The following is a 21,256-nucleotide window of genomic DNA, read 5'->3' on the forward strand; positions in this document are numbered from 1 at the left end:
GGTCATTCCTTAAGAAGCTTGTGAATCTTCGTTACGTTTGCTTTGGTTTTCTTGGCGAATTTCAACCCACGTTTTTAGAATTAGGGTCACGATTGCAAGCAATGCCAAGAGTGATGAAACAGCAAATGCAGCACTGAAGGTATATTCGTTGTAGAGAATCTCTACATGCAGTGGCAGGGTATTGGTTTCGCCACGAATGTGACCAGAGACCACCGAGACTGCACCAAATTCACCCATTGCACGTGCATTACAAAGAATCACACCGTAAATTAAACCCCATTTAATATTGGGAAGGGTCACTTTCCAAAAGGTTTGCCAACCAGAAGCACCCAATACGATAGCAGCTTCTTCCTCTTCAGTTCCTTGTGCTTCCATTAGTGGGATTAACTCACGTGCCACAAAAGGAACAGTAATAAAGATGGTTGCTAAAACAATGGCTGGAACGGCATAAAGGATCTTAATGTCGTTATCCATCAGCCAACCGCCAAACCAACCCTGAGTACCAAACATCAATACCAACATCAAACCTGCAATCACAGGGGATACAGAGAATGGCATATCAATAATGGTGGTCAGGATTGATTTACCGCGGAAGTTGAACTTGGCCACAGACCAAGCTGCTGCCACACCAAACACCACGTTTAAAGGTACTGCAATGATCGCCGTTAAAAGCGTGAGCTTCACTGCGGATAAGGTGTCAGGATGAACTAACGCTTGAGCGTAAACGCCAACACCTTGTTTAAAGGCTTCTACAAAAACCAAGATTAACGGTAGAATTAAGCAACTCAAGAAGAAGATTAACGCAATCGTGATCAGTGTATAACGAACCCATGTCGGTTCACGTGTTGCATCACGAGACTGTAATTTTTCAGCTAAAGCATTGCTATTGGTATTTAAGCTCATTGTGCAGTTCTCCCTGTACGACGGCTTGCCCATGCTTGTAGCAAGTTAATCAAAAACAGAATAAAGAATGAAAGCACCAACATCACAACAGCAATTGTGGTTGCACCTGCATAGTCATATTCCTCTAAACGAGAAATAATCATCAAAGGCGCAATTTCTGTTTCGAAAGGTTGATTACCTGCGATGAAAATGACCGAACCGTATTCACCGACACCACGTGCGAATGCCAAAGCAAAACCCGTGATGAGTGCAGGAAACAGAATAGGCAGAATGACTTTGGTTGCAATTTGAAGACGCGTCGCACCTAAAGCAGAAGCTGCTTCTTCGAGTTCGGTTTCTAAATCAGCAAGTACAGGTTGTACAGTACGAACGACAAAAGGCAAACCAATAAAAATCAATGCTAAAGTAATACCAATTGGAGAGTAAGCAACCTTGATACCCAAGGGTTCAAGATATTGACCAATCCAACCTGTTGGCGCATAGAGAGACGTCAATGCAATACCAGCAACCGCCGTAGGAAGTGCAAAAGGTAGATCGACCAATGCATCAACAATTCGTTTACCCGGAAAGCTGTAGCGTACTAAACACCACGCCAATAATAGACCAAAAACAACATTGACCAATGCAGCAATAATGGCTGCAGAGAAACTGAGTTGTAAAGATTTAAGAATACGTTCTGAACTTAAGATTTCCCATAAACCATCCCAACCGATACCCATTGATTTGATAAATACAGCAGATAAAGGAATCAGAACAATTAATGACAAATATGCGAGGGTAAAGCCTAGAGATAGACCAAATCCTGGCAGCACTCGGGATCGCTGCGACATGACGACTCCTCAATGAGAGATGCTCACCGAAGTCAGTGAGCTAAATAATGTAAAATCTTGCTAAGGATAAAATGCTAAGCTTAGATTGCAAATTTGTAATACAACTTGTTGTCATCAGTATTGCTTATAAGACTGTTTAACTTTTCTGAATCCATTTGTTCGGTATACATATGGTTGTAGATTTCAGGAAAAGGACCAAAGCCTGATGCAACATTAATATGACCTGCAGCTCCGATATTCGTCGGACATACTTGCCAAAAATGAGCTAACTTTTTTGCATCTTCAAAACTTAACCATGGATCATTTTCACTGATGATCATATCCGTGGGAATTTTCAATTTAATTTGATGAAAATATGAAGCGTAATCATTTTGACTATTTCGTGCAAAACCTTGATCGCCAAATCGGGCAGGATTGGCAGGGGCAACTAAAATCAGTTTTTTGATTTTTCTTGCCAATTCAGGGTGTCGATCGATTGCAGCCACAGCGGTTAAGCAACCAAAACTGTGCGCCACAATTTGGATATGTCCACTTACAACTGAGACAGTTTCTATAAAGTTGCTGACCCATTGATTAAGGACAGGATCATTCCAATCTTGTTGCTGAACACGAGAGCAGCACATCAGTTGGCGTTGCAACCATGATTGCCAATGGTCGTAATCACTACCACCTACGCCCGGAACAATAACTGTATGCATGTTGTTCACTCCCATGTTTAAAATGCGTCTATATACGGATTATTTTGCATTCGCCTTGATGATTTGATCAAATACACCACCATTCTCAAAATGGGCTTTTTGCACTTTCGCCCAACCACCAAACTCTTGGTCAATGGTCACAAGTTTCAAAGGTTTGAATACTGAATATTTGCTTAGAACTGCTTGGTTACGTGGGCGATAGAAGTTTTTCGCCGCAATGTTTTGACCTTTAGGTGAATAAAGGAAGTTCAAATAACCTCTAGCTAAATGTTGATTCCCCGATTTTTCTACATTTTTCTCAACGATTGCGACAGGTGGCTCAGCCAAAATTGAAAGACTAGGTGTGATGATTTCAAATTTACCCGGTTGTTCACGAATTGCTAAATGTGCCTCATTTTCCCAAGCCAAAAGAACATCACCAATACCTCGTTCAGCAAATGTCGTCGTTGAACCACGTGCGCCAGAATCTAAAACTTTGGTGTGTTTATAAACATTTTGGACGAATTGTTGTGCTTTAGTATCGTTACCACCCAGTTGATGTTTTGCCCAAGCCCATGCCGCAAGATAGTTCCAACGGGCACCCCCTGAAGTTTTAGGATTTGGCGTGACGATCTCAACACCTGGTTTAACGATGTCACCCCAATCTTTGATGCCCTTGGGATTGCCTTTACGCACAAGGAAAACAATCGTTGATGTATAAGGGGTCGAGTTATTCGGAAATTTCTTTTGCCAATCTTTAGGTAATAGCGTTGTTTTTTCTGCAATCGCATCGATATCCGCTGCCAATGCCAATGTCACTACATCGGCATTTAAACCATCAATCACGGAACGCGCTTGTTTGCCAGAACCACCATGCGATTGACGAAAGTTGACGTCTTGACCTGTGCGACTTTTCCAATATGCACCGAACTCTTTATTGACTTCAACATAAAGCTCTCTCGTTGGATCGTAAGAGACGTTGAGTAGATCACGTGCAGCTGAAACAGCAGAAGATGTTGAAACCAGTGCAACAAGCAATCCGAGTTTTAATTTTGATAGTCGCATGTATATAATCCTGAAATATTTTTTAAGTTTGACAGCATGCGAGCAGAATATCTTTTCTCTTTATCCATAAAAAATAATAAAAAATGAATTTTATATGAATAAATGAGATAAGTGAATCGTTAAATGTATCATTCAATTCGACTCACCCAATAGGGCATTGCACTATGATTTGTTTAAGAAATGCTAAGGTTGTGGATTCAATTGATGTTCTAGACCGTGCTTTTCATTATGGTGATGGCTTTTTTAGCACCGCTCGAATATTGAACGACCATTTGGAGTTGGCGGATTTGCATTATGCACGACTCAAAAATTCCGCTGAACGGTTAAGTTTCGACATTGACTTAACACTCATTGAATCAAGTTTGTCATATTTACGACAGAATCACCGCACTTTAAATGGGACTTTAAAATTCATCGTGAGCCGAGGCTTAGGACAGCGCGGTTATGGTCTGCCTGATCATCCAGCTGATCTTTATGTGTTGTACTATCCGCAAAATCTAACATCATTTCAAATCGAGATAATTCAGAGTGGTACGCTTAATTTAGCGATGGGTTTGCAAATGCCAAATTTGGTGGGCATTAAAAGTTTAAATCGATTGGAACAAGTCTTGCTGAAACAAGAAGCGGATCAATATGAGTGGATTGAAGCCTTGGTGACAGATGTTCAAGGTGGAGTTGTTGAAGGAGTGAGCAGTAATTGCTTCTTTAAGATAAACAATACATGGATTACACCAGAACTTCGCTATAATGGCGTCCATGGTGTGATGCGTGCATTGATTTTAAGCCGAATGCAACAACTTAATATTGCTTGTGTTCAGCGTTACGTCGATTTAGAAGAGATTGATCAAATCGAAAGTTTATTCTTCTGTAATGCTTTGAGTCCGATGAAAGCAGTTCACCAATTTAATGATACTTTTCTAGAGGTTCAGCCTTGTGTTGAACTTTTTAATTTTCTTCAGTTGAATCAGATGCATGACTATGTCTAATCCTAAAACAAAACCTAAAACAAAATCTGAAACAAAATCTGAAACAAATAATAAAAATCAAACCTCTCCTCAACGATTTAAAGGGTTCATGGTGGTCTTTATTGGGCTTGTTCTGATTGGAATCACTGTGTTGTGGTCAAGTTTATTTAAAAACTATCCAGTCGAAGGTCAAAAGCAGATGATCGCCATTGGTGAGGGTGATACATATTCTGGGTTTATTGATCGTCTAGCCAAAGAAGATCAAGTGAGCTTCCCGATGATTCTTAAAATCTATCAAAGGTTCATGATTCATGACACGATGAAAGCAGGTGTGTATGAAGTGAAACAAGGCATGAGTGTTCGTCAGGTCTTGGACTTATTTGCAGATGCAGATAATGCACAGATGAATCGTATATTGGTGATTGAAGGAACTAATTTTAAGCAACTCATTGAAAGCTTAAAGAAGGATGATCTTGTAACGAAAGAAGTGGCTCACTTACCTTATGCTGAAATGTTGAAAGAATTGAATATTCCTTTTAATCATCCTGAAGGCTTATTTGCACCTGATACCTATTTCTTTGCCAAAGGCGAAACTGATCGTAAAATTTTAACCAATTTGTATCAACGTCAGATGAAGGCTTTAGATGCCGCATGGGAAAAACGTGCTACGGATTTACCTTATAAAGATAAGTATGAAGCGTTGATTATGGCTTCGATTATTGAACGAGAAACCAGTGTCGATAGTGAACTGGAGCAAGTCTCAGGTGTATTTGTTCGTCGTTTAAAAATGGGGATGCGTCTACAGACCGATCCGACTGTAATTTATGGTATGGGTGATGCTTATAAGGGTAATATCACACGCCAAGATTTACGTACGCCGACGGCTTATAATACTTATACCATCAATGGCTTGCCACCAACGCCAATTGCATTGCCAAGTTCTAAAGCCATTGAAGCTGCAATGCACCCAGACAATTCAGATCAAATCTACTTTGTAGCAACCGGTAATGGCGGTCATAAGTTTAGTTCGAATTTGCAAGATCATAACCGCGCCGTTCAGGAATATTTGTCGGTGATCCGTTCTAAAAATTAAGGATAGTGAATGTTTATTAGTTTCGAAGGCACTGAAGGTGTAGGTAAAACAACGCTGATTCGTAAGTTGTACGAGCACTTTCAACGTCTTGGGCAAGAAGTGGTATTGACTCGTGAACCGGGGGGGACACCATTAGCAGAACAAATTCGTTCACTATTGCTGTCTGTTAATCACGATGAAAACATGTCGAACGATACAGAGTTGCTGTTGATGTATGCCGCACGTGCACAACATTTGCAACAAGTGATATTACCTGCATTGGCAGACGGTAAAATGGTGTTATGTGATCGTTTTACCGATTCAAGTTTTGCCTATCAATGTGCAGGGCGTGGCTTAAGTCGTGAAAAGTTACAGCTTTTGAATGAACACTTCGTGGCCAAAATGCCAGATATTACTTTTTGGCTAGATGCTCCTATTGAGACAGGCATGCTGCGTGCGCGGGAGCGTGGAGCTTTAGACCGTTTTGAGCAAGAGAAGGTCGCTTTTTTTGAAAAAGTTAGATCGGGTTTTGAGGAACTCTATCAAGCACAACCAGAACGAGTGAAACGTCTTGATGCGACTCAAACACCAGAACAAGTGTTTAATCTTGCACTGAGTTATTTAACTGTTTAATGCAGAGTTGTAAGTGTCAGATTGAGATGCTTTGAAGAGATATTGGGTGATGAAAGTGCTTTGCTTAAATAGGATCTGACTTTGATCACTTAAGTTAATGCACCTCATTCCAAATATCTCTATATTACAATAAGTAATAAATCAATATTCAGGACGAAGAGCGATAACAATGACGAGTAGAAAATAATGAAAAGTAATAAAGCAGAAATTTTGGCATTTTTAGAGCGTGAATTTCCTCAAAGTCTAGTGAAATGTGAAATTGAGTCTGTCGTTGATCAAGGCGCAACTGTTATTTTTCATGTCGATGAAAATGATCTGCGACCAGGTGGAACAGTCTCGGGTCCAACCATGATGACAGTGGCTGATTATGCACTCTATATTGCGATTTTAGGTGAAATCGGGATTGTTGGATTAACTGTGACCACCAATTTGAATATTAACTTTTTAAGAAAACCATCGGCGGGTAAAAATATTCGTGGTGTATGTAGGTTGATGAAAGTGGGTAAGGTGTTAATTGTGGGTGATGTTTATTTGTATTCTGTGGATTCAGAGGAACCGATTGCGCATGTGACAGGAACGTATTCGATTCCTCCCCAAAGATCATCACTTTCAGCGTATTGATGTTGATTTAAACGAATCTAAGCTTCATGAGCTAGGTTTAACATCTTAAAAAAATAAAAGAGCGAGATTATTTCGCTCTTTTAGTTCGGATTAAACACACTCCAATTCAGTGTATTAAAACTCACTCAAATTCAACTACTTCGTCTACCAACGGACTTTCAACTTGAAAATTTGGTGGAGTAAGAATGGTTTTACGAAGCTCATTAGAAAGCTCAGGATAATCCAGTGTGTAATGCAGACCACGTGACTCCTTACGTTGCATCGCACAGCGGATAATCATCTCGGAAACGAGCACTAAATTACGCAATTCAATCAAATTTTTGCTGACATGATAGTCTTGGTAATATTCAGTAATTTCAGATTTCAACATTTCGATACGGTTAAGCGCACGTTCGAGACGTTTTGTAGTACGTACAATTCCAACATAGTTCCACATGGTCTGGCGGAGCTCATCCCAGTTTTGTAGGATCACGACATCCTCATCAGGATTTTCAACTTGGCTTGCATCCCATGCAGGAACGCTAGGCACTTCAAAATCAGGCGTAAATTGAGATTGAATATGTTTAGCTGCACTCATGCCGTACACAAAACATTCTAGTAATGAATTGCTGGCCATACGGTTTGCGCCGTGAAGACCTGTATAAGAAGTCTCACCGATGGCATACAGTCCAGAAATATCCGTTTGACTATGGTCATCGACCATTACGCCGCCACAGGTGTAATGAGCTGCAGGAACGACTGGAATCATCTCTTTAGTAATATCAATACCGAGTTCAAGTAATCGTTCGTAGAGGGTAGGGAAATGCGCTTTGACAAAGTCTTCTGGTTGATGGGTGATGTCGAGCCAAACGTGACGTATACCCAAACGTTTTATTTCGTAATCAATCGCACGAGCGACAATATCGCGGGGTGCAAGTTCGGCACGCTCGTCGAAACGTAACATGAAACGCTCACCATCAGGCAATCTCAGATAAGCACCTTCGCCACGCATTGCTTCAGTAATTAAAAATGAACGGGCTTGTGGGTGATATAAACACGTTGGATGGAACTGGTTGAATTCCATATTGGCCACGCGACAACCTGCTCGATACGCCATGGCGATCCCATCACCTGTAGCGATATCTGGATTTGAAGTATACAAGTAGGCTTTCATTGCACCACCACAGGCAAGTGCCGTAAATGGCGCTAGAAAAGTAATGACCTGTTCCGACTGTTCATCCAGTGCGTACAAACCAAGCGCACGATTATCATGATCCTTTTGACCTAATTTATGCAATGTGATGAGATCAATCGCGATGTAATTTTCAAATATTTGAATATTTTGTTTTTCTTGTACACGTTGGACTAATGTGGTTGATATGGCCTTACCCGTTGCATCTGCACTGTGAATAATTCGGCGCTGTGAATGTCCACCTTCACGGGTCAAGTGCAGTTGTTCATGTTCATCTAATGTGAATTGAACGCCATGTTTAAGCAAGAAATCTACCGAAGGCTTGCCACCTTCAACCGTATGTTCTACCGCTTGCTTTTCACATAAATGTGCACCAGCAATTAACGTGTCATCAATGTGTTGTTGGAGTGAATCTGATTGATCAAGTACTGCTGCAACCCCACCTTGAGCATAATATGTGCTGGCATCAGTCAGATGAGATTTTGCAAGGATTGCGATGCGATAATGATCGGGAAGTGAGAGGGCCAAACTTAAACCAGCACCACCGCTACCGACAATAATCACATCAAAATGAAGACTTTGATTTGAATCAGACATTTCCATTCGCTAATTTAGTCAAAAAAGTCTGTCCATAACACTCTTTTTTTCACCAAAAAACAATACTCCCAAAGACCAAAAATGTGTGGAAAATGACTAAGCGATCAGATTTTAAGGAAAAATTAAGTAAAGTATTGTTTTTTAAAAAATTAGAAACATTTATTTACTTAAATATATAAATTACTATGCTAAAAACATAGCTATCAAAAAATCAAAATCCGTGAGTAAAGGTTTTATGAATAATCGCTTAATGCAAAAAGGAATGTTCGCTATTGCTTTTACAATGGCTGCTCAAGTAAATGCATCAGCACCTGTAGATTTCTCTCATTTGGTTGAACAAGTGAGTCCGGGGGTGGTAAGTGTCAATGTTGTTAAAAAAATGTCTCAGGAAGAGTTATTACAGCAACAGGTTCCTGAAATTTTGAAACGTTTTTTTGGTAACCAAATTATTATTCCTCAACAGCAAGCGCCTCAAGAAAAGACCGCTTTTGGTAGTGCTTTTTTTATCTCGAAAGATGGTTATCTACTGACCAATCACCATGTGGTTGAAGATGCATCTGAGGTGACCATTGTTCTCAATGACCGTCGTGTAATTGATGCAAAAGTTGTAGGAAGTGATGCACGAACGGACGTTGCATTATTAAAAGTGACAGGTTCTAATTTCCCAGCTTTATCGACAGGGAATATTGATCAACTTAAAGTCGGACAACCTGTTTTAGCAATTGGTTCCCCATTCGGCTTTGATTATTCTGCTTCTGCGGGAATTGTGAGCGCAAAATCACGAAATATGCTAAGCGATGAGAATTCAGTACCTTTTATTCAAACTGATGTTGCGTTGAATCCAGGTAATTCGGGTGGCCCTTTGTTTAATCAGCAAGGTCAGGTTATTGGCGTCAATTCACGAATTTTCAGTGGCACAGGCGGATATATGGGCTTGTCATTCTCTATTCCTATTGATGTCGCCATGGATGTTGCTGATCAATTGAAAAAGAATGGTAAAGTGACTCGCTCTTATCTCGGTGTGATGTTACAAGACATTGATCGTAATTTGGCTGAAGCTTATAAACTCTCAAAACCCGAAGGTTCTCTCATTACCCAAGTTGCACCGAACTCTCCTGCATCAAAAGCAGGTATGCGAGCGGGTGACGTGATTTTGAAGTTTAATGGCACACCTATTTCACGTACTTCTGACTTGCTTAACTATCTGAATCGTACTTCGCCAAATCAAAGTATTAATTTAGAAATACTTAGAGATGACAAACCACGTGTAATTTCAGCGACATTAACGACTGCACCAGACGATACTCCTGCGAAGTCTACAGGCAGTACAACAGCTAAAGCTCAGAAAGGACCTGTCCTCGGTATTTCGATTCGTGGGCTAAGTCCAACTGAATTGCAGCGCTTAAATGTCAAAGGTGGTGTATATGTACAAGATGTGGTTCGTGGTGGTCTGGCTGCACAATCACGTATTCAAGCGGGCGATGTGATCACACAAATCAATGGTAAGCAAATCACGAGTGCGAATGATTTTGTTGAATCTGTCGCAGATCTAAAAGCCAATACTGTTGCTCGTGTTGCAATCGTGCGTCAAGGTCAGAATGCAATTATTGGTTTACGTATCCGTTAATTTTGTCATTTTTCGCTTCTAAATTGATTTAAAGCAAATCAAGTCGAATAAAAATCCACTCAATTTTGAGTGGATTTTTTATGAGGAGTTTGAGTTATTGGTGGTTTCAATTATTCATGTGCTTTGTTAAATTTGTGAACTCTAGAGATTTACATAAAAACAAGGTTGTTGCGTGAGTACTATTTTTGACTTAAAACTAAAAGTAAAGCCTGAGCATATTGATGTATTGGGTCATGTAAATAACGTTGTTTATGTCAGTTGGATGCAAGACGTTGCAACCGCTCATATTGAAGCTTTAGGGTTGGGTGTTACACAGTATTTAGAATTAAAACATGCGATGGTGGCTGTTGAACATCATGTGCAATATCGAAAAGCAGCAATGCAAGATGAAGACATTATTTTGCGTACTTGGTTAAGCGAAATCAATGCTTTGTACTCTTTTCGACAATATGTTTTCTATAGACCTACCGATCAAAGTGTTTTATTTGTCGCAAATACCAAATGGGCGTGTGTCGAAATCGCTACAGGTCGCCCAAAACGCATGTCGCCGACATTTACTCAGGCTTACCAACCACTGGCGGAAGACATCAATCCATTGGATTTTAGTCAGTTGTATTTGGGATGATCATTAATATTGGATAGGATTAATCATTCGAATGAAGTTTGGATATTTCAACCTTGGCTTATGATTATTTTTGAATACTTTGAAAAAACCATCTGCTATAATCGTCAGCAATTCATTAAACATCTTTTTGTTATGCAATCAGTATTTCTTGCATAGCGCACTATATTGTTCAAGGTAACCCATGGCGCAAGCTAAAAAATCCGTTGATATCAAAAACATTCGTAACTTTTCGATCATTGCTCATATCGATCATGGAAAGTCGACTCTAGCTGACCGCTTTATTCAAACCTGTGGTGGTTTACAAGATCGTGAGATGCAAGCTCAGGTACTTGACTCTATGGATATTGAACGCGAACGTGGGATTACCATTAAAGCCGCTTCAGTAACGCTTTATTATAAGCATCCAAATGGTGAAGAATACCAACTGAACTTCATTGATACGCCTGGACACGTTGACTTCTCTTATGAAGTTTCTCGTTCATTGGCTGCATGTGAAGGTGCATTGCTCGTTGTCGATGCCGCACAGGGTGTAGAAGCACAGTCTGTGGCAAACTGCTACACAGCAATTGAACAAGGTTTGGAAGTTCTTCCAGTACTGAATAAAATTGACTTACCTCAAGCTGAACCCGAACGTGTTATCCAAGAAATTGAGGACATTATTGGCGTTGAAGCAACTGACGCACCGACATGTTCTGCAAAAACAGGTTTAGGTGTTGAAGGGGTGCTTGAAAAACTTGTCGATGTAATTCCGCCACCTGTCGGTGATCGCGACGGTGCTTTGCAAGCACTAATTGTTGACTCATGGTTCGATAACTATCTGGGTGTCGTGTCTTTGGTCCGTGTAAAACACGGTCGTATCCGTAAGGGCGACAAAATGTTGGTGAAATCTACCGGTCAAACACATATCGTGACTTCAGTCGGTATCTTCAATCCAAAGCACACTGAAACAGGTGAGTTAGAAGCAGGCGAAGTCGGTTTTGTGATTGCAGGTATTAAAGACATTTTTGGTGCACCCGTGGGTGATACCATCACTTTGTCTTCTACGCCTGAAGTTGAAATTCTTCCTGGGTTCAAAAAAGTTAAACCACAGGTTTATGCGGGTTTATTCCCAATTGATGCAAGTGATTTTGAACCGTTCCGCGAAGCTTTGCACAAGCTTCAAATTAATGACTCTGCACTTTTCTTCGAACCTGAAAGCTCTGATGCTTTAGGCTTTGGTTTCCGTTGTGGCTTTCTTGGGATGCTTCACATGGAAATCGTACAGGAACGTTTAGAGCGCGAGTATGATCTCGATCTGATTTCATCAGCACCGACGGTAATCTATGAAGCTGTGATGAAAAATGGCAACACCATTTACATCGATAGTCCTTCAAAAATGCCAGAAGGTTCAACGGTTGAAGATCTTCGTGAACCGATTGCTGAATGTAATATTCTCGTACCACAAGAATATCTTGGAAATGTAATGACATTGTGTGTTGAACGTCGTGGCGTTCAAAAAGACATGAAGTTTGTCAGTAACCAAGTTGCGATTACTTTTGAGATTCCGATGGCAGAAGTGGTCATGGACTTCTTTGACCGTTTGAAATCATGTTCGCGTGGTTTTGCATCACTTGATTATAACTTTGTTCGTTTTGAAAGTTCTTCGTTAGTAAAAGTTGATGTTCTGATCAATGGCGATAAGGTTGATGCTTTGGCGATGATTTGTCATCGTAATGACGCCCGTCATCGTGGTATTGCACTTGTTGAAAAAATGAAAGAATTGATTCCACGTCAGATGTTTGATGTTGCGATTCAAGCAGCAATTGGTGCTCAAATTATTGCCCGTTCTACTGTAAAAGCGATGCGTAAAAACGTATTGGCTAAATGTTATGGTGGTGACGTTTCACGTAAGAAGAAACTTCTCTCTAAACAGAAAGAAGGTAAGAAACGCATGAAGCAAGTGGGTAGTGTTGAAATTCCACAAGAAGCATTCTTAGCTGTACTCAAAGTAGAAAGATAATAAAAGAGGATATGTAAGCCATGGATTTTGATTTTAATTTGATCCTCGTACCCGTAACGCTGATTTTCTTCGGTTTGTGGTTGCTTGATAAGTTTGTACTCAAACAACGAGCAAGCAAGGGTAAAGGTAATGAAAATTTCATTATTACATGGGCTTATGACTTCTGGCCTGTCTTGGCTGTTGTGCTTGTATTGCGCTCATTCTTCTTTGAACCGTACAATATTCCATCGGATTCGATGGTGCCAACGCTTGAGACAGGTGATTATATCTTAGTGAACAAATACCAGTATGGTGTTCGTTTGCCGATTACCAATACCAAGATTATTGATGTAGCAGAGCCTGAGCGTGGTGATGTCGCGGTATTCCGTTATCCACCACAACCAAGTATCAGTTATATTAAAAGAATTATTGGCTTACCAGGGGATCATATTGTTTATGAAAACGGTAAGCTCAATATCAATGGTAAAGCGGTGCCATTTGAAACGGCTGAATTTAGTCGTAAAAAGGATGATTTAGACACGCCTGAATCTATTTATCACTACGAAACATTGGGTGAACATAAACACCTCGTACGTAATTTGGCAGGTCAAAATACTTTAATTGCGCAATTTAACTATGCACAATCAAAGTCTGATCTACCGTTTGTTGCGACAGAAAATGATCGTTTTGTAAAAACCAATGGATTAAGTTGGGAAGTAAAAGTGCCGGCAGGTCATTACTTCGCAATGGGTGATAACCGTGACCAAAGTGCTGACAGTCGATTCTGGGGATTCGTACCGCAAGCAAACTTAACGGGCAAAGCTGTTTATGTGTGGATGCATAAAGAGCCAGGTTTAAAACTTCCTTCGTTCAGTCGAAATGGTCAAATTCAATAATTTAACCTTTGGATAAAAATAATGCGTAATGCTCAAAAAGGTACGTCTTATATTTCGATTTTACTGGGGATCATGGTTGTCGCTTTTGTTTTAAAAGCAACAGTGGCAGTATGGCCATCCTATTGGGATGATCGTGTGATAAATAAGCTCATTGAATCGCAAATGCAAAAAAGCCCTTCAAATATCACACCTTCTCAGTTTTCGACTCAAATGAGTCAGGATTTTAGTATGAACAATATTCGGGAAATTAATTTTCAGGATATTGCGCATGTTTCAACAGAAAATGGTTTACAAGTGACAAAGAAATACGAAGTAAGAAAACCGTTCTTACTGAATATTGATTTAGTCCTCACATTCGAGAAGAGTTTTGATCAAAGGTCAGTTCAAAGTAAGTGATTCACGCTTACTCAGTCGCATCGGTTATCAGTTTAATCAAATTGAGCTACTCAAGCTTGCACTGACGCATCGATCGGTAAGTCATAAGCACAATTACGAACGCCTAGAGTTTTTAGGTGATTCGTTGTTGGGCATGATTATTGCCAATTATCTATATGAGCAATATCCAAACGAAAATGAAGGTCGTTTAACGCGTATGCGTGCAACTTTGGTTCGTCAGGAAGCTTTAGGTAAGATTGCAACAGATTTGAAACTTAGTCAGAGTTTAATACTCAGTGTGGGTGAATTAAAATCTGGTGGACATCATCGTGAATCTATTCTTGCGGATACTGTTGAAGCGATTATTGGTGCGATTTATATCGATTGTCATGATTTACAACTTTTACAATCGATTGTTTTAAATTGGTATACACCATACCTAGATCATATTGAGCCTACGGATCAATTGAAGGACCCGAAATCACGTTTACAAGAATATCTTCAAGCGCGTAAAAAGCCTCTCCCAATTTACGAAGTTGTCGATATTCAAGGTGATGCGCCCAATCAGCATTTTAAAGTTGAATGTGTGATTGAGGGTATGCCCACCAGATATGGTGAGGGTTCAAGCCGTCGTTTCGCAGAACAAAGCGTTGCGGCAGATATTTTAAAAATTTTGGAGCAAAAGTCTTAATGACGACTCATTCCGATCACATCGATGCTGATCACGACTCGAACGACACTGCTAACGATCTTATTAACAACTTTTTTAGTGCACAAGGAACAGAAATTCCGACTGACTTTAAAAGTGGATTTGTTGCCATTGTTGGTCGACCAAACGTTGGTAAATCGACACTAATGAACCATATTTTGGGTCAGAAATTGTCAATTACATCACGTAAACCACAAACGACACGTCATAAAATTGTCGGTATTGATTCTCGTGAGAAGTCTCAGGCTGTATTTGTGGATACGCCAGGGATGCACAAGAAAGAAGTTCGTGCCATCAATAAAATGATGAACCGTGCTGCACATTCTGCATTACGTGATGTGAACTTGGTTCTCTTTGTCGTTGATGCAGACAAATGGACACAAAACGATGACCTCGTTTTGGAAAAACTTAAAAATGCAGAAATGCCTGTGATTCTTGTAATCAATAAAGTTGATACTTTTGAAAATAAGAACAGTGCTTTGCCTTTGATTTTAGAACGTGAAAAGTTGATGAACTTTGCGGAAATTGTTCCAGTTTCTGCACTTCGTGGTGCAAACCTTGAACATTTACGTCAAACGATTGAGAAATATCTACCATTCCAACCACCGCTATATTCTTTGGATCAATTGACCGATCGTTCAGAGCGTTTCCTTGCGAGTGAAATCATTCGTGAAAAGATTATGCGTCAGTTGGGTGAAGAACTTCCATACGATTTAACAGTTCAAATTGAATCTTTTAAAATTGAAGAGCCAGTTTTGAATGAAAAAACTGGTCGTATGAAGCCCGCTTGTACCTATATTGATGCAACCATCTTTGTCGATCGCCAAGGTCAAAAAGCGATTGTGATTGGTGAAAAAGGTGCGAAGTTGAAAAAAATCGGTATGGACGCCCGTGCTGATATGGAAAAAATGTTTGAGCAAAAAATCATGCTGACACTTTGGGTGAAAGTCAAAGGTGGATGGTCTGATGATGAGCGTGCATTGAAAAGTTTAGGGTATAGTGATATCTAATCACTACATCTTGTTTATTGCCCTTTAATGGAAGAAACCGAATGATCAAAGTATTGGCTGTATTGACGTGTATGTTCATGTTGCAAGGTTGTATTCACAAAATCGTTACGGTTCCCGTTAAAGTGGCATACAAGACTACCAAAGGTGTTGTTAAAGGTACAGCAGCTGTTGTTGGAGCAGTCATCCCAGATGGTGATGACGAAGAATCTGATGATAACAAGAAAAAAGATAAGGATGATTAAATCGGTTTAGTGCTCATTCTATGCGTAATGAAACTTTGCATGGTTTTTTAATCCATCATCGAAAATATCGAGAGCGTAGCCATATTGTTCATTTATTTACTGAAGAATATGGTCGCATCGATGGTATTTTAAGGCAGATGCCTCCACCGCAATATCAACCGATTATTCTACAAGCCACAGGTAAGTCTGAACTCAAGAATTTTGCGAAATTGGAAATTTTGACACATCCAGTGTTCTTCCATGGAGATGCTTTTTTTGCAGGCTTTTATTTGAATGAAGTTTTACTGCGCTTATGCCCATTAGAAGAGGCTATGCCAGAGACTTTTCGGCAATACCAAATTACCTTGGCACAATTACAACACTTGGCAGATCAAGTGCATCCCAATGAATTCTTGAAACAAATTTTAAGACAATTCGAGCATGTTTTATTGGATGAGTTGGGTTATTCACTTAACTTTGCGATTGATTCAAAGCAAAATGAAATTCTTCCACAAGTAAGATACCAGTTTCAGCTGAATGATGGCTTTATGCCAGTCGCTCATCATTCCAATGCGACGCTGACAGGTGAATCTATTTTGTCGATGATTCACTATGAAAAGGGTACAGAATTTAACGCTGAACAGTTACAATTACTGGCTAAGCTTTACCGTCAAATGATTGCATCTTTGCTCGGTGATCGACCTTTAAAAAGTCGACAGCTTTGGATTCAGAATGCTCAGACCAAATCGCACTCTATGTCTCAATCAAAACCTCAATGAGAATATCAAACTCAATCAAATTAGGAAGATGTTATGGCTGCTTTGCTTGGTGTAAATATTGATCATGTTGCTACGCTTCGACAAGCACGCGGAACGAATTATCCAGACCCAGTTCAAGCTGCGCTGATTTGTGAGGAGGCGGGTGCTGAAGGGATTACATTGCATTTGCGTGAAGACCGTCGCCATATTCAAGATGATGACGTGAGACGCATGCGTCCAGTGCTTAAAACACACATGAATTTAGAGCTTGCCGTCACAGCTGAAATGATTGCATTTGCCAAAGAAATCAAACCGCAGCATGTGTGTTTTGTGCCTGAAAAGCGTGAAGAAGTGACCACGGAAGGTGGTTTAGATGTGGTTGGACATTTTGAAGATGTGAAAGCTGCCACTGCTGAACTGACTGCAGTCGGTTGTGATGTATCGTTGTTTATCGATGCTGATTTTGCTCAAATTGACGCTGCTGTTGCATGTGGTGCACCTACCATTGAAATCCATACAGGTGCGTACGCAGATGCTGAAACGCCAGAAGCTCAATCGAAAGAATTAGAGCGTATTGTGAAAGGCGCAGAGTATGCGGCATCTAAAGGATTGGTTGTAAATGCTGGACATGGGCTTAATCTGTCTAATGTAGCTCCAATTGCTGCGATTTCACAAATTCACGAATTAAATATTGGTCATTCGATTGTGGCTGAAAGTGTATTTGTGGGCATGACGCAAGCAGTGAAAGATATGAAAACGGCGATTAAATCCGCTCGCTAATTGAAACGAACTAAAGTACGAAGATGTCTAATTTAAATTACGATGAACTCATGAAGCCTGTGATTGGCTTCTTGGGTTGTGAAACGCCTAAAGAATGGCTGGATGAAGCAGTAAATAATCTTGATATTTTGATGCAAGATCATGCTAACTGTGAAAAGAAGGCAGCAAGTACAGCGATGAACTTAATGTTTCGTTATAGCTTCTTTTCAGATTTGCAGATTAAGCTTGCTCAGCTGGTTCGGGAAGAAATGCTGCATTATGAGCAAGTCTTAGAATTTATGGCAAAGCGTGGTCAAGAATGGACTGCAATTAGTGCAGGGCGCTATGCAGGTGGTTTACGTAAAGAAGTACGAACTTATGAGCCTGAAGCACTGATTGATATTTTGGTGATTGGTGCTTTTGTCGAAGCACGTTCTTGTGAGCGTTTCTATGCGCTTGCACCGCTGGTTGACGAAGAATTAGGGCGTTATTACCGTTATCTTCTCAAGTCTGAATCTCGACACTATGAAGACTATTTAGCGCTTGCGATTGATGTGGCTAAAAATCATCAACTTAAGAATCCTGAAGAAACGATTCAAACTCGTATTGATCATATTCGTGAAGTTGAGAAGGATTTGATTTTAACGCCTGATGAATTATTCAGATTCCATAGTGGTGTACCTGCTAAGGCTGCTTGATGAATTGAAAATATAAAGCCCCTTACGAGGGGTTTTATTTTATCTGTCAGAGTTCTGAAAATATTTCATTCCAATTTTCATCATATAGCTTTGGCATAGTGCCTAAGGCTGAAAGTAGTGGTTCATCATTCACTTTCCATGAATCTAGTTCATAGAGTTGATTTTCTGCATCTACATTAATCGCAATATAGATAGGGGTATTGTCAGTATCTAAGCAATATACATTAACGATATATTGTTTCATGCATCGTCTATTTTGGTTATTCGTTAGAAACATAATAGATCCCATTCCGCCATCAGTTCATTCTTGAACCATGATTCGGTCTAATTCGATCGGTTCTGGTTTTAAATCCGCAGGAATGAGCAATAAAATTCTTTTAATTAATTTTTTTTCTAAAAGTGTGAGTTTTCTCATTTGATGATCCAATAGAAAAAGCCCACTTCATGATGAGTGGGCTTTTAAATATTTGGCTCTCCAACCTGGGCTCGAACCAGGGACCTGCGGATTAACAGTCCGTCGCTCTACCGACTGAGCTATTGGAGAATCTGAATGCGATTATAAGGGGATTTAAACTTGGGTCAAGTCAAAACTGTCATGTTTTCTTCATTTTGCTGTTATATGCTTTTTATTTAGACGAATAGGTTTAAATTCTCAAAAAAACTTGCGTCGTGTGAATTGTGTTGATAAATTAATTTACAGAACAGAATGTTTAAGACAACTTAAACAGTGTGGATTTAACCAACTTGCCAGCACTAAATGGCTAAACATGGAGAAAGCGGATGAAGACGCTCACTATCCCTCAGATTTTTTCAAATCTCGCATTTTATAAAGAAAACTATCTCAATATTTTAAATACACCCGACACTTATTTCACAGAAGTCGAAGGCGCTTTTGTTGATTTATTTCCATTCAAGAAACAACATCTTTTTTTAGGTGATTTACTTCAGCTTTGGTTTTCCGAAAAATGGTCTGATGATGTAACGCCATCGCATCGCATCGAAGAATATCTTGCTGCTCAAGATATTAGAGATTATGCATCTAAACATGTGTATATCTACTCGATTAAGGGCAACGCTGTGACAGGTGTGAATACATCGCAAGTCTGGGATCAGAATAGTCAACTGGTTCAACAAGTTGAAGTGCATTCACCGCTCAAATATTATGTGGAGTTGGTAAATTGTCCACGACCTGATCGCTCATATTCAATGCATCAATCTTGTGCTTAATGTTTGATAAAACTAAATCTTTAGGATTTTTAAAAACAAGATTCGAATATTGATGATCTGGGTTATTAGGTTTTAGAAGATATTTGCATAAATAACAACGTAAATAGTCAGTTGATATCATGCATTGTTGATCATATTTGAGGTGAGTCTAATGAGCCTATGCGCTATTTATAAATTTAGCATTTACTCAGATACTGGATGAAGTATAAAGAGTCATCCAGATTCTAAGTATTCATTCTAGGCATTAGGGTCTAATGATCATACATGTTGCAGTTGCATGTGCATACAATTTACCATTTTCATCGATGATTTTCCCTTCAGACATGGCTAAATTCTTAGAGACATTGATTACCTCGCCAATAGCAGTCAGTGTTTGATCTTTTGGAATGGGGCGACACATTTTAATGTTGAGATCAATGGTGCCATAGCCAACACCTGCTTCTAAAACGGTGTGAATTGCACAACCTGTCACCGTATCCAGTACGGTTGCTGCGAATCCACCATGAACGCCGCCTAAAGGATTGAGATGGCGTTTGTCTGCTTGAACTTCGAATGTCACTTGACCACTTTCAATTTGAGTGGGTTTCATGGGAATGGTTTCACTGATACTTGCAGGTGGAATATGTCCAGCAGCCATGGCTTGCAGGAGTTGTAAGCCTGTCATTTCTTTTGGATTCATTCTTTTTTCCCTTTATTTCATTTTGCGCAGTTTTAATTTGGTATTCACAAGTTCCAAAATAGAACTTGTGAATACCTTACACAATTGTATAAAGTAAGGTCAATGTCAACAGAATTGATAGTAATGGAAGATTGAGTCATGAAATGGACGGAAGCCACGGAGCAAAATTGTCCTATCGCTCAAAGTCTAGCGATTTTTGGTGATCGTTGGACGCTATTGATTATCCGAAATGCATTTTTAGGAATGACGCGTTTTGAACATTTCCAAAAAAATTTAGGTGTCACGCGTCATGTTTTGGCTGAACGTCTTGCTCGCTTGGTTGAGCATGGAATTTTCGAAAAGAAAGCCTATATAGATCGTCAGCAACGTTTTGAGTATGTATTGACTCTAAAAGGTCAAAACCTCAGACCTATATTGATGGCAATGGTCGAGTGGGGTGTAAGTTGGACTGAGGCTGAGATTTCAACTCAAATGATCTCTAAGCTGAAATAGGAGAAGCTAAAATATAATAAAAAGCCTAAGGAACGCGTCTAAATTTGAATGTATAACATTCCAAAGCGATCGACCTCATCAGAAATTTAAACAGCAATAACGGTGAATACCATGCAGGGAAAGTGTTTATGCGGGGAAACGGTTTTTAGTTTTGAATTAATCAACCATGATGTACATGCGTGTCATTGTTCTATTTGTCGTAATCAGACCAGTGGTGCAAACATGACGATTGATATTGAAATGGACAGTTTAAAATTTTTAAAAGATCAAAACCTATCCATCTATGCATCATCAGATTGGGCGGAACGTGGTTTTTGTAATCATTGTGGAACGGTATTGTTTTGGCGGATGAAGGATCAAAACTACGTTAATATCAATGTATTTGCCATTGAACATGCTCCTTCAAATTTGAACTTTAATACTGAAGTTTATATTGATCATAAGCCTGATTTTTATGCGTTTAAAAATGAAACACTGAAGCTGACAGAGGCAGATGTCGTTGCATTATTTAATGAAGAGTAAAAATTAAAATTTTATTAATTAACCCGAATCCTGCTTAAGCCGATGAATCAATAATTTGAATAGTTGGCTTATTTCGATGGGTTAATTGATATGCGCATAGCGAGGCGTAAATCCCACTTAGAAATCCATGAATGCTACGTGCTTTA

General features: G+C 39.6%; 25 protein-coding genes, 1 tRNA gene and 1 pseudogene. 18 read left to right on the forward strand and 9 right to left on the reverse strand.

Going from position 1 to position 21,256, the window contains the following annotated elements; translation table 11 throughout:
* Positions 1–9: 9 nt before the first annotated feature.
* The 4 genes from cysW to AC5YD2_RS09240 all read right to left on the reverse strand — a co-directional run bounded on the left by cysW (position 10) and on the right by AC5YD2_RS09240 (position 3,475).
* The gene (gene cysW / locus AC5YD2_RS09225; protein WP_496126051.1) at positions 10–903 is read right to left on the reverse strand and encodes a sulfate ABC transporter permease subunit CysW; all 894 of its coding nucleotides are present in this window, start codon (positions 901–903) and stop codon (positions 10–12) included.
* Entirely contained in the window at positions 900–1,733 is an 834-nt protein-coding gene (cysT, locus tag AC5YD2_RS09230; protein ID WP_496126052.1) for a sulfate ABC transporter permease subunit CysT, read from the reverse strand. Before cysT ends, cysW begins: the two co-directional genes overlap by 4 nt.
* Before the next feature lie 80 nt (positions 1,734–1,813).
* Positions 1,814–2,431 carry an alpha/beta hydrolase gene (locus AC5YD2_RS09235; protein ID WP_496126053.1) on the reverse strand — a complete coding sequence of 206 codons (618 nt, stop codon included), beginning with the start codon at positions 2,429–2,431 and terminating at the stop codon, positions 1,814–1,816.
* A gap of 39 nt (positions 2,432–2,470) precedes the next feature.
* Positions 2,471–3,475, reverse strand: coding sequence for a sulfate ABC transporter substrate-binding protein (locus AC5YD2_RS09240; protein WP_496126054.1), 1,005 nt, complete (start codon positions 3,473–3,475; stop codon positions 2,471–2,473).
* A gap of 164 nt (positions 3,476–3,639) precedes the next feature.
* Here AC5YD2_RS09240 and pabC point away from each other — a divergent pair, with 164 nt between their 5' ends.
* From pabC to AC5YD2_RS09260, 4 genes are all read left to right on the forward strand, one after another.
* The gene (pabC, locus tag AC5YD2_RS09245; RefSeq protein ID WP_496126055.1) at positions 3,640–4,461 is read left to right on the forward strand and encodes an aminodeoxychorismate lyase; all 822 of its coding nucleotides are present in this window, start codon (positions 3,640–3,642) and stop codon (positions 4,459–4,461) included.
* 88 nt (positions 4,462–4,549) lie between these two features.
* The gene (gene mltG, locus AC5YD2_RS09250) at positions 4,550–5,533 is read left to right on the forward strand and encodes an endolytic transglycosylase MltG (RefSeq protein WP_496126078.1); all 984 of its coding nucleotides are present in this window, start codon (positions 4,550–4,552) and stop codon (positions 5,531–5,533) included.
* Positions 5,534–5,542: 9 nt separating this feature from the next.
* Complete coding sequence (gene tmk / locus AC5YD2_RS09255; RefSeq protein ID WP_496126057.1) at positions 5,543–6,145, forward strand: dTMP kinase; 603 nt, start codon at positions 5,543–5,545, stop codon at positions 6,143–6,145.
* 186 nt (positions 6,146–6,331) lie between these two features.
* A complete protein-coding gene (locus AC5YD2_RS09260; protein WP_496126058.1) occupies positions 6,332–6,766 on the forward strand; it encodes a PaaI family thioesterase in 435 nt (144 codons plus the stop codon).
* A 121-nt stretch (positions 6,767–6,887) separates the two neighbouring features.
* Here AC5YD2_RS09260 and nadB read toward each other — a convergent pair whose 3' ends face one another.
* Positions 6,888–8,540 carry an L-aspartate oxidase gene (gene nadB / locus AC5YD2_RS09265; RefSeq protein WP_496126059.1) on the reverse strand — a complete coding sequence of 551 codons (1,653 nt, stop codon included), beginning with the start codon at positions 8,538–8,540 and terminating at the stop codon, positions 6,888–6,890.
* 229 nt (positions 8,541–8,769) lie between these two features.
* Here nadB and AC5YD2_RS09270 point away from each other — a divergent pair, with 229 nt between their 5' ends.
* The 11 genes from AC5YD2_RS09270 (at position 8,770) to AC5YD2_RS09320 (ending at position 18,190) form a co-directional block, all read left to right on the forward strand.
* The gene (locus AC5YD2_RS09270) at positions 8,770–10,161 is read left to right on the forward strand and encodes a Do family serine endopeptidase (RefSeq protein ID WP_496126060.1); all 1,392 of its coding nucleotides are present in this window, start codon (positions 8,770–8,772) and stop codon (positions 10,159–10,161) included.
* A gap of 172 nt (positions 10,162–10,333) precedes the next feature.
* Positions 10,334–10,786, forward strand: coding sequence for an acyl-CoA thioesterase (locus AC5YD2_RS09275; RefSeq protein ID WP_496126061.1), 453 nt, complete (start codon positions 10,334–10,336; stop codon positions 10,784–10,786).
* Between the two features lie 181 nt (positions 10,787–10,967).
* Entirely contained in the window at positions 10,968–12,785 is a 1,818-nt protein-coding gene (lepA, locus tag AC5YD2_RS09280) for a translation elongation factor 4 (RefSeq protein ID WP_496126062.1), read from the forward strand.
* A 20-nt stretch (positions 12,786–12,805) separates the two neighbouring features.
* Positions 12,806–13,660: a signal peptidase I gene (gene lepB, locus AC5YD2_RS09285; protein WP_496126063.1), complete on the forward strand. Its 855-nt coding sequence runs from the start codon at positions 12,806–12,808 to the stop codon at positions 13,658–13,660.
* A gap of 21 nt (positions 13,661–13,681) precedes the next feature.
* Positions 13,682–14,056, forward strand: a complete 375-nt coding sequence (locus tag AC5YD2_RS09290) for a DUF4845 domain-containing protein (protein WP_496126064.1) — start codon at positions 13,682–13,684, stop codon at positions 14,054–14,056.
* Positions 14,028–14,726, forward strand: a complete 699-nt coding sequence (gene rnc / locus AC5YD2_RS09295; RefSeq protein WP_496126065.1) for a ribonuclease III — start codon at positions 14,028–14,030, stop codon at positions 14,724–14,726. Before AC5YD2_RS09290 ends, rnc begins: the two co-directional genes overlap by 29 nt.
* On the forward strand, positions 14,726–15,754 hold the full coding sequence (gene era, locus AC5YD2_RS09300) for a GTPase Era (protein ID WP_496126066.1): 1,029 nt from the start codon (positions 14,726–14,728) through the stop codon (positions 15,752–15,754). The genes rnc and era overlap by 1 nt, the downstream gene beginning before the upstream one ends.
* A gap of 41 nt (positions 15,755–15,795) precedes the next feature.
* Positions 15,796–15,996 (forward strand): NF038104 family lipoprotein, encoded by a 201-nt coding sequence (locus tag AC5YD2_RS09305; RefSeq protein WP_496126067.1) that lies wholly within the window; start codon positions 15,796–15,798, stop codon positions 15,994–15,996.
* Positions 15,997–16,016: 20 nt separating this feature from the next.
* Positions 16,017–16,754 (forward strand): DNA repair protein RecO, encoded by a 738-nt coding sequence (gene recO, locus AC5YD2_RS09310; RefSeq protein WP_496126068.1) that lies wholly within the window; start codon positions 16,017–16,019, stop codon positions 16,752–16,754.
* A gap of 33 nt (positions 16,755–16,787) precedes the next feature.
* Positions 16,788–17,513 carry a pyridoxine 5'-phosphate synthase gene (gene pdxJ, locus AC5YD2_RS09315; protein WP_496126069.1) on the forward strand — a complete coding sequence of 242 codons (726 nt, stop codon included), beginning with the start codon at positions 16,788–16,790 and terminating at the stop codon, positions 17,511–17,513.
* A 23-nt stretch (positions 17,514–17,536) separates the two neighbouring features.
* The gene (locus tag AC5YD2_RS09320; protein WP_496126070.1) at positions 17,537–18,190 is read left to right on the forward strand and encodes a MiaE family protein; all 654 of its coding nucleotides are present in this window, start codon (positions 17,537–17,539) and stop codon (positions 18,188–18,190) included.
* A 46-nt stretch (positions 18,191–18,236) separates the two neighbouring features.
* Here the strand turns inward: AC5YD2_RS09320 and AC5YD2_RS09325 are convergent, their stop codons facing one another.
* Together AC5YD2_RS09325 and AC5YD2_RS09330 are read right to left on the reverse strand one after the other, a co-directional pair.
* The gene (locus AC5YD2_RS09325; protein WP_496126071.1) at positions 18,237–18,479 is read right to left on the reverse strand and encodes a DUF6984 family protein; all 243 of its coding nucleotides are present in this window, start codon (positions 18,477–18,479) and stop codon (positions 18,237–18,239) included.
* A gap of 179 nt (positions 18,480–18,658) precedes the next feature.
* Positions 18,659–18,734 (reverse strand) — tRNA-Asn (locus AC5YD2_RS09330).
* Positions 18,735–18,970: 236 nt separating this feature from the next.
* Here AC5YD2_RS09330 and AC5YD2_RS09335 point away from each other — a divergent pair.
* A complete protein-coding gene (locus tag AC5YD2_RS09335; protein ID WP_496126072.1) occupies positions 18,971–19,417 on the forward strand; it encodes a hypothetical protein in 447 nt (148 codons plus the stop codon).
* A 244-nt stretch (positions 19,418–19,661) separates the two neighbouring features.
* On the opposite strand, the gene AC5YD2_RS09340 is transcribed toward AC5YD2_RS09335, so the two are convergent.
* Positions 19,662–20,096 (reverse strand): PaaI family thioesterase, encoded by a 435-nt coding sequence (locus AC5YD2_RS09340; RefSeq protein ID WP_496126073.1) that lies wholly within the window; start codon positions 20,094–20,096, stop codon positions 19,662–19,664.
* A 138-nt stretch (positions 20,097–20,234) separates the two neighbouring features.
* Between AC5YD2_RS09340 and AC5YD2_RS09345 the strand changes: the two genes are divergently transcribed.
* Positions 20,235–20,588 carry a winged helix-turn-helix transcriptional regulator gene (locus AC5YD2_RS09345; RefSeq protein ID WP_496126074.1) on the forward strand — a complete coding sequence of 118 codons (354 nt, stop codon included), beginning with the start codon at positions 20,235–20,237 and terminating at the stop codon, positions 20,586–20,588.
* 111 nt (positions 20,589–20,699) lie between these two features.
* Positions 20,700–21,110: a GFA family protein gene (locus tag AC5YD2_RS09350; RefSeq protein ID WP_496126075.1), complete on the forward strand. Its 411-nt coding sequence runs from the start codon at positions 20,700–20,702 to the stop codon at positions 21,108–21,110.
* Positions 21,111–21,144: 34 nt separating this feature from the next.
* On the opposite strand, the pseudogene AC5YD2_RS09355 reads toward AC5YD2_RS09350, so the two are convergent.
* Positions 21,145–21,256, reverse strand: a pseudogene (locus tag AC5YD2_RS09355) (IS982 family transposase); the annotation flags it as partial.

The sequence above is a fragment of the Acinetobacter sp. CY73 genome (assembly GCF_059515865.1).

Excerpts from the sequence above, each read along its gene's own strand:
- era (WP_496126066.1), top strand. The coding sequence starts at position 14,726 with ATGACGACTCATTCCGATCACATCGATGCTGATCACGACTCGAACGAC.
- AC5YD2_RS09260 (WP_496126058.1), top strand. The coding sequence starts at position 6,332 with ATGAAAAGTAATAAAGCAGAAATTTTGGCATTTTTAGAGCGTGAATTT.
- tmk (WP_496126057.1), top strand. The coding sequence starts at position 5,543 with ATGTTTATTAGTTTCGAAGGCACTGAAGGTGTAGGTAAAACAACGCTG.
- cysW (WP_496126051.1), bottom strand. The coding sequence starts at position 903 with ATGAGCTTAAATACCAATAGCAATGCTTTAGCTGAAAAATTACAGTCT.
- lepB (WP_496126063.1), top strand. The coding sequence starts at position 12,806 with ATGGATTTTGATTTTAATTTGATCCTCGTACCCGTAACGCTGATTTTC.
- AC5YD2_RS09305 (WP_496126067.1), top strand. The coding sequence starts at position 15,796 with ATGATCAAAGTATTGGCTGTATTGACGTGTATGTTCATGTTGCAAGGT.
- AC5YD2_RS09345 (WP_496126074.1), top strand. The coding sequence starts at position 20,235 with ATGAAATGGACGGAAGCCACGGAGCAAAATTGTCCTATCGCTCAAAGT.
- nadB (WP_496126059.1), bottom strand. The coding sequence starts at position 8,540 with ATGGAAATGTCTGATTCAAATCAAAGTCTTCATTTTGATGTGATTATT.
- AC5YD2_RS09320 (WP_496126070.1), top strand. The coding sequence starts at position 17,537 with ATGTCTAATTTAAATTACGATGAACTCATGAAGCCTGTGATTGGCTTC.
- cysT (WP_496126052.1), bottom strand. The coding sequence starts at position 1,733 with ATGTCGCAGCGATCCCGAGTGCTGCCAGGATTTGGTCTATCTCTAGGC.
- AC5YD2_RS09335 (WP_496126072.1), top strand. The coding sequence starts at position 18,971 with ATGAAGACGCTCACTATCCCTCAGATTTTTTCAAATCTCGCATTTTAT.
- recO (WP_496126068.1), top strand. The coding sequence starts at position 16,017 with ATGCGTAATGAAACTTTGCATGGTTTTTTAATCCATCATCGAAAATAT.
- pdxJ (WP_496126069.1), top strand. The coding sequence starts at position 16,788 with ATGGCTGCTTTGCTTGGTGTAAATATTGATCATGTTGCTACGCTTCGA.
- AC5YD2_RS09240 (WP_496126054.1), bottom strand. The coding sequence starts at position 3,475 with ATGCGACTATCAAAATTAAAACTCGGATTGCTTGTTGCACTGGTTTCA.
- pabC (WP_496126055.1), top strand. The coding sequence starts at position 3,640 with ATGATTTGTTTAAGAAATGCTAAGGTTGTGGATTCAATTGATGTTCTA.
- AC5YD2_RS09350 (WP_496126075.1), top strand. The coding sequence starts at position 20,700 with ATGCAGGGAAAGTGTTTATGCGGGGAAACGGTTTTTAGTTTTGAATTA.
- AC5YD2_RS09235 (WP_496126053.1), bottom strand. The coding sequence starts at position 2,431 with ATGCATACAGTTATTGTTCCGGGCGTAGGTGGTAGTGATTACGACCAT.
- lepA (WP_496126062.1), top strand. The coding sequence starts at position 10,968 with ATGGCGCAAGCTAAAAAATCCGTTGATATCAAAAACATTCGTAACTTT.
- AC5YD2_RS09290 (WP_496126064.1), top strand. The coding sequence starts at position 13,682 with ATGCGTAATGCTCAAAAAGGTACGTCTTATATTTCGATTTTACTGGGG.
- AC5YD2_RS09340 (WP_496126073.1), bottom strand. The coding sequence starts at position 20,096 with ATGAATCCAAAAGAAATGACAGGCTTACAACTCCTGCAAGCCATGGCT.
- mltG (WP_496126078.1), top strand. The coding sequence starts at position 4,550 with ATGGTGGTCTTTATTGGGCTTGTTCTGATTGGAATCACTGTGTTGTGG.
- AC5YD2_RS09270 (WP_496126060.1), top strand. The coding sequence starts at position 8,770 with ATGAATAATCGCTTAATGCAAAAAGGAATGTTCGCTATTGCTTTTACA.
- AC5YD2_RS09325 (WP_496126071.1), bottom strand. The coding sequence starts at position 18,479 with ATGGGATCTATTATGTTTCTAACGAATAACCAAAATAGACGATGCATG.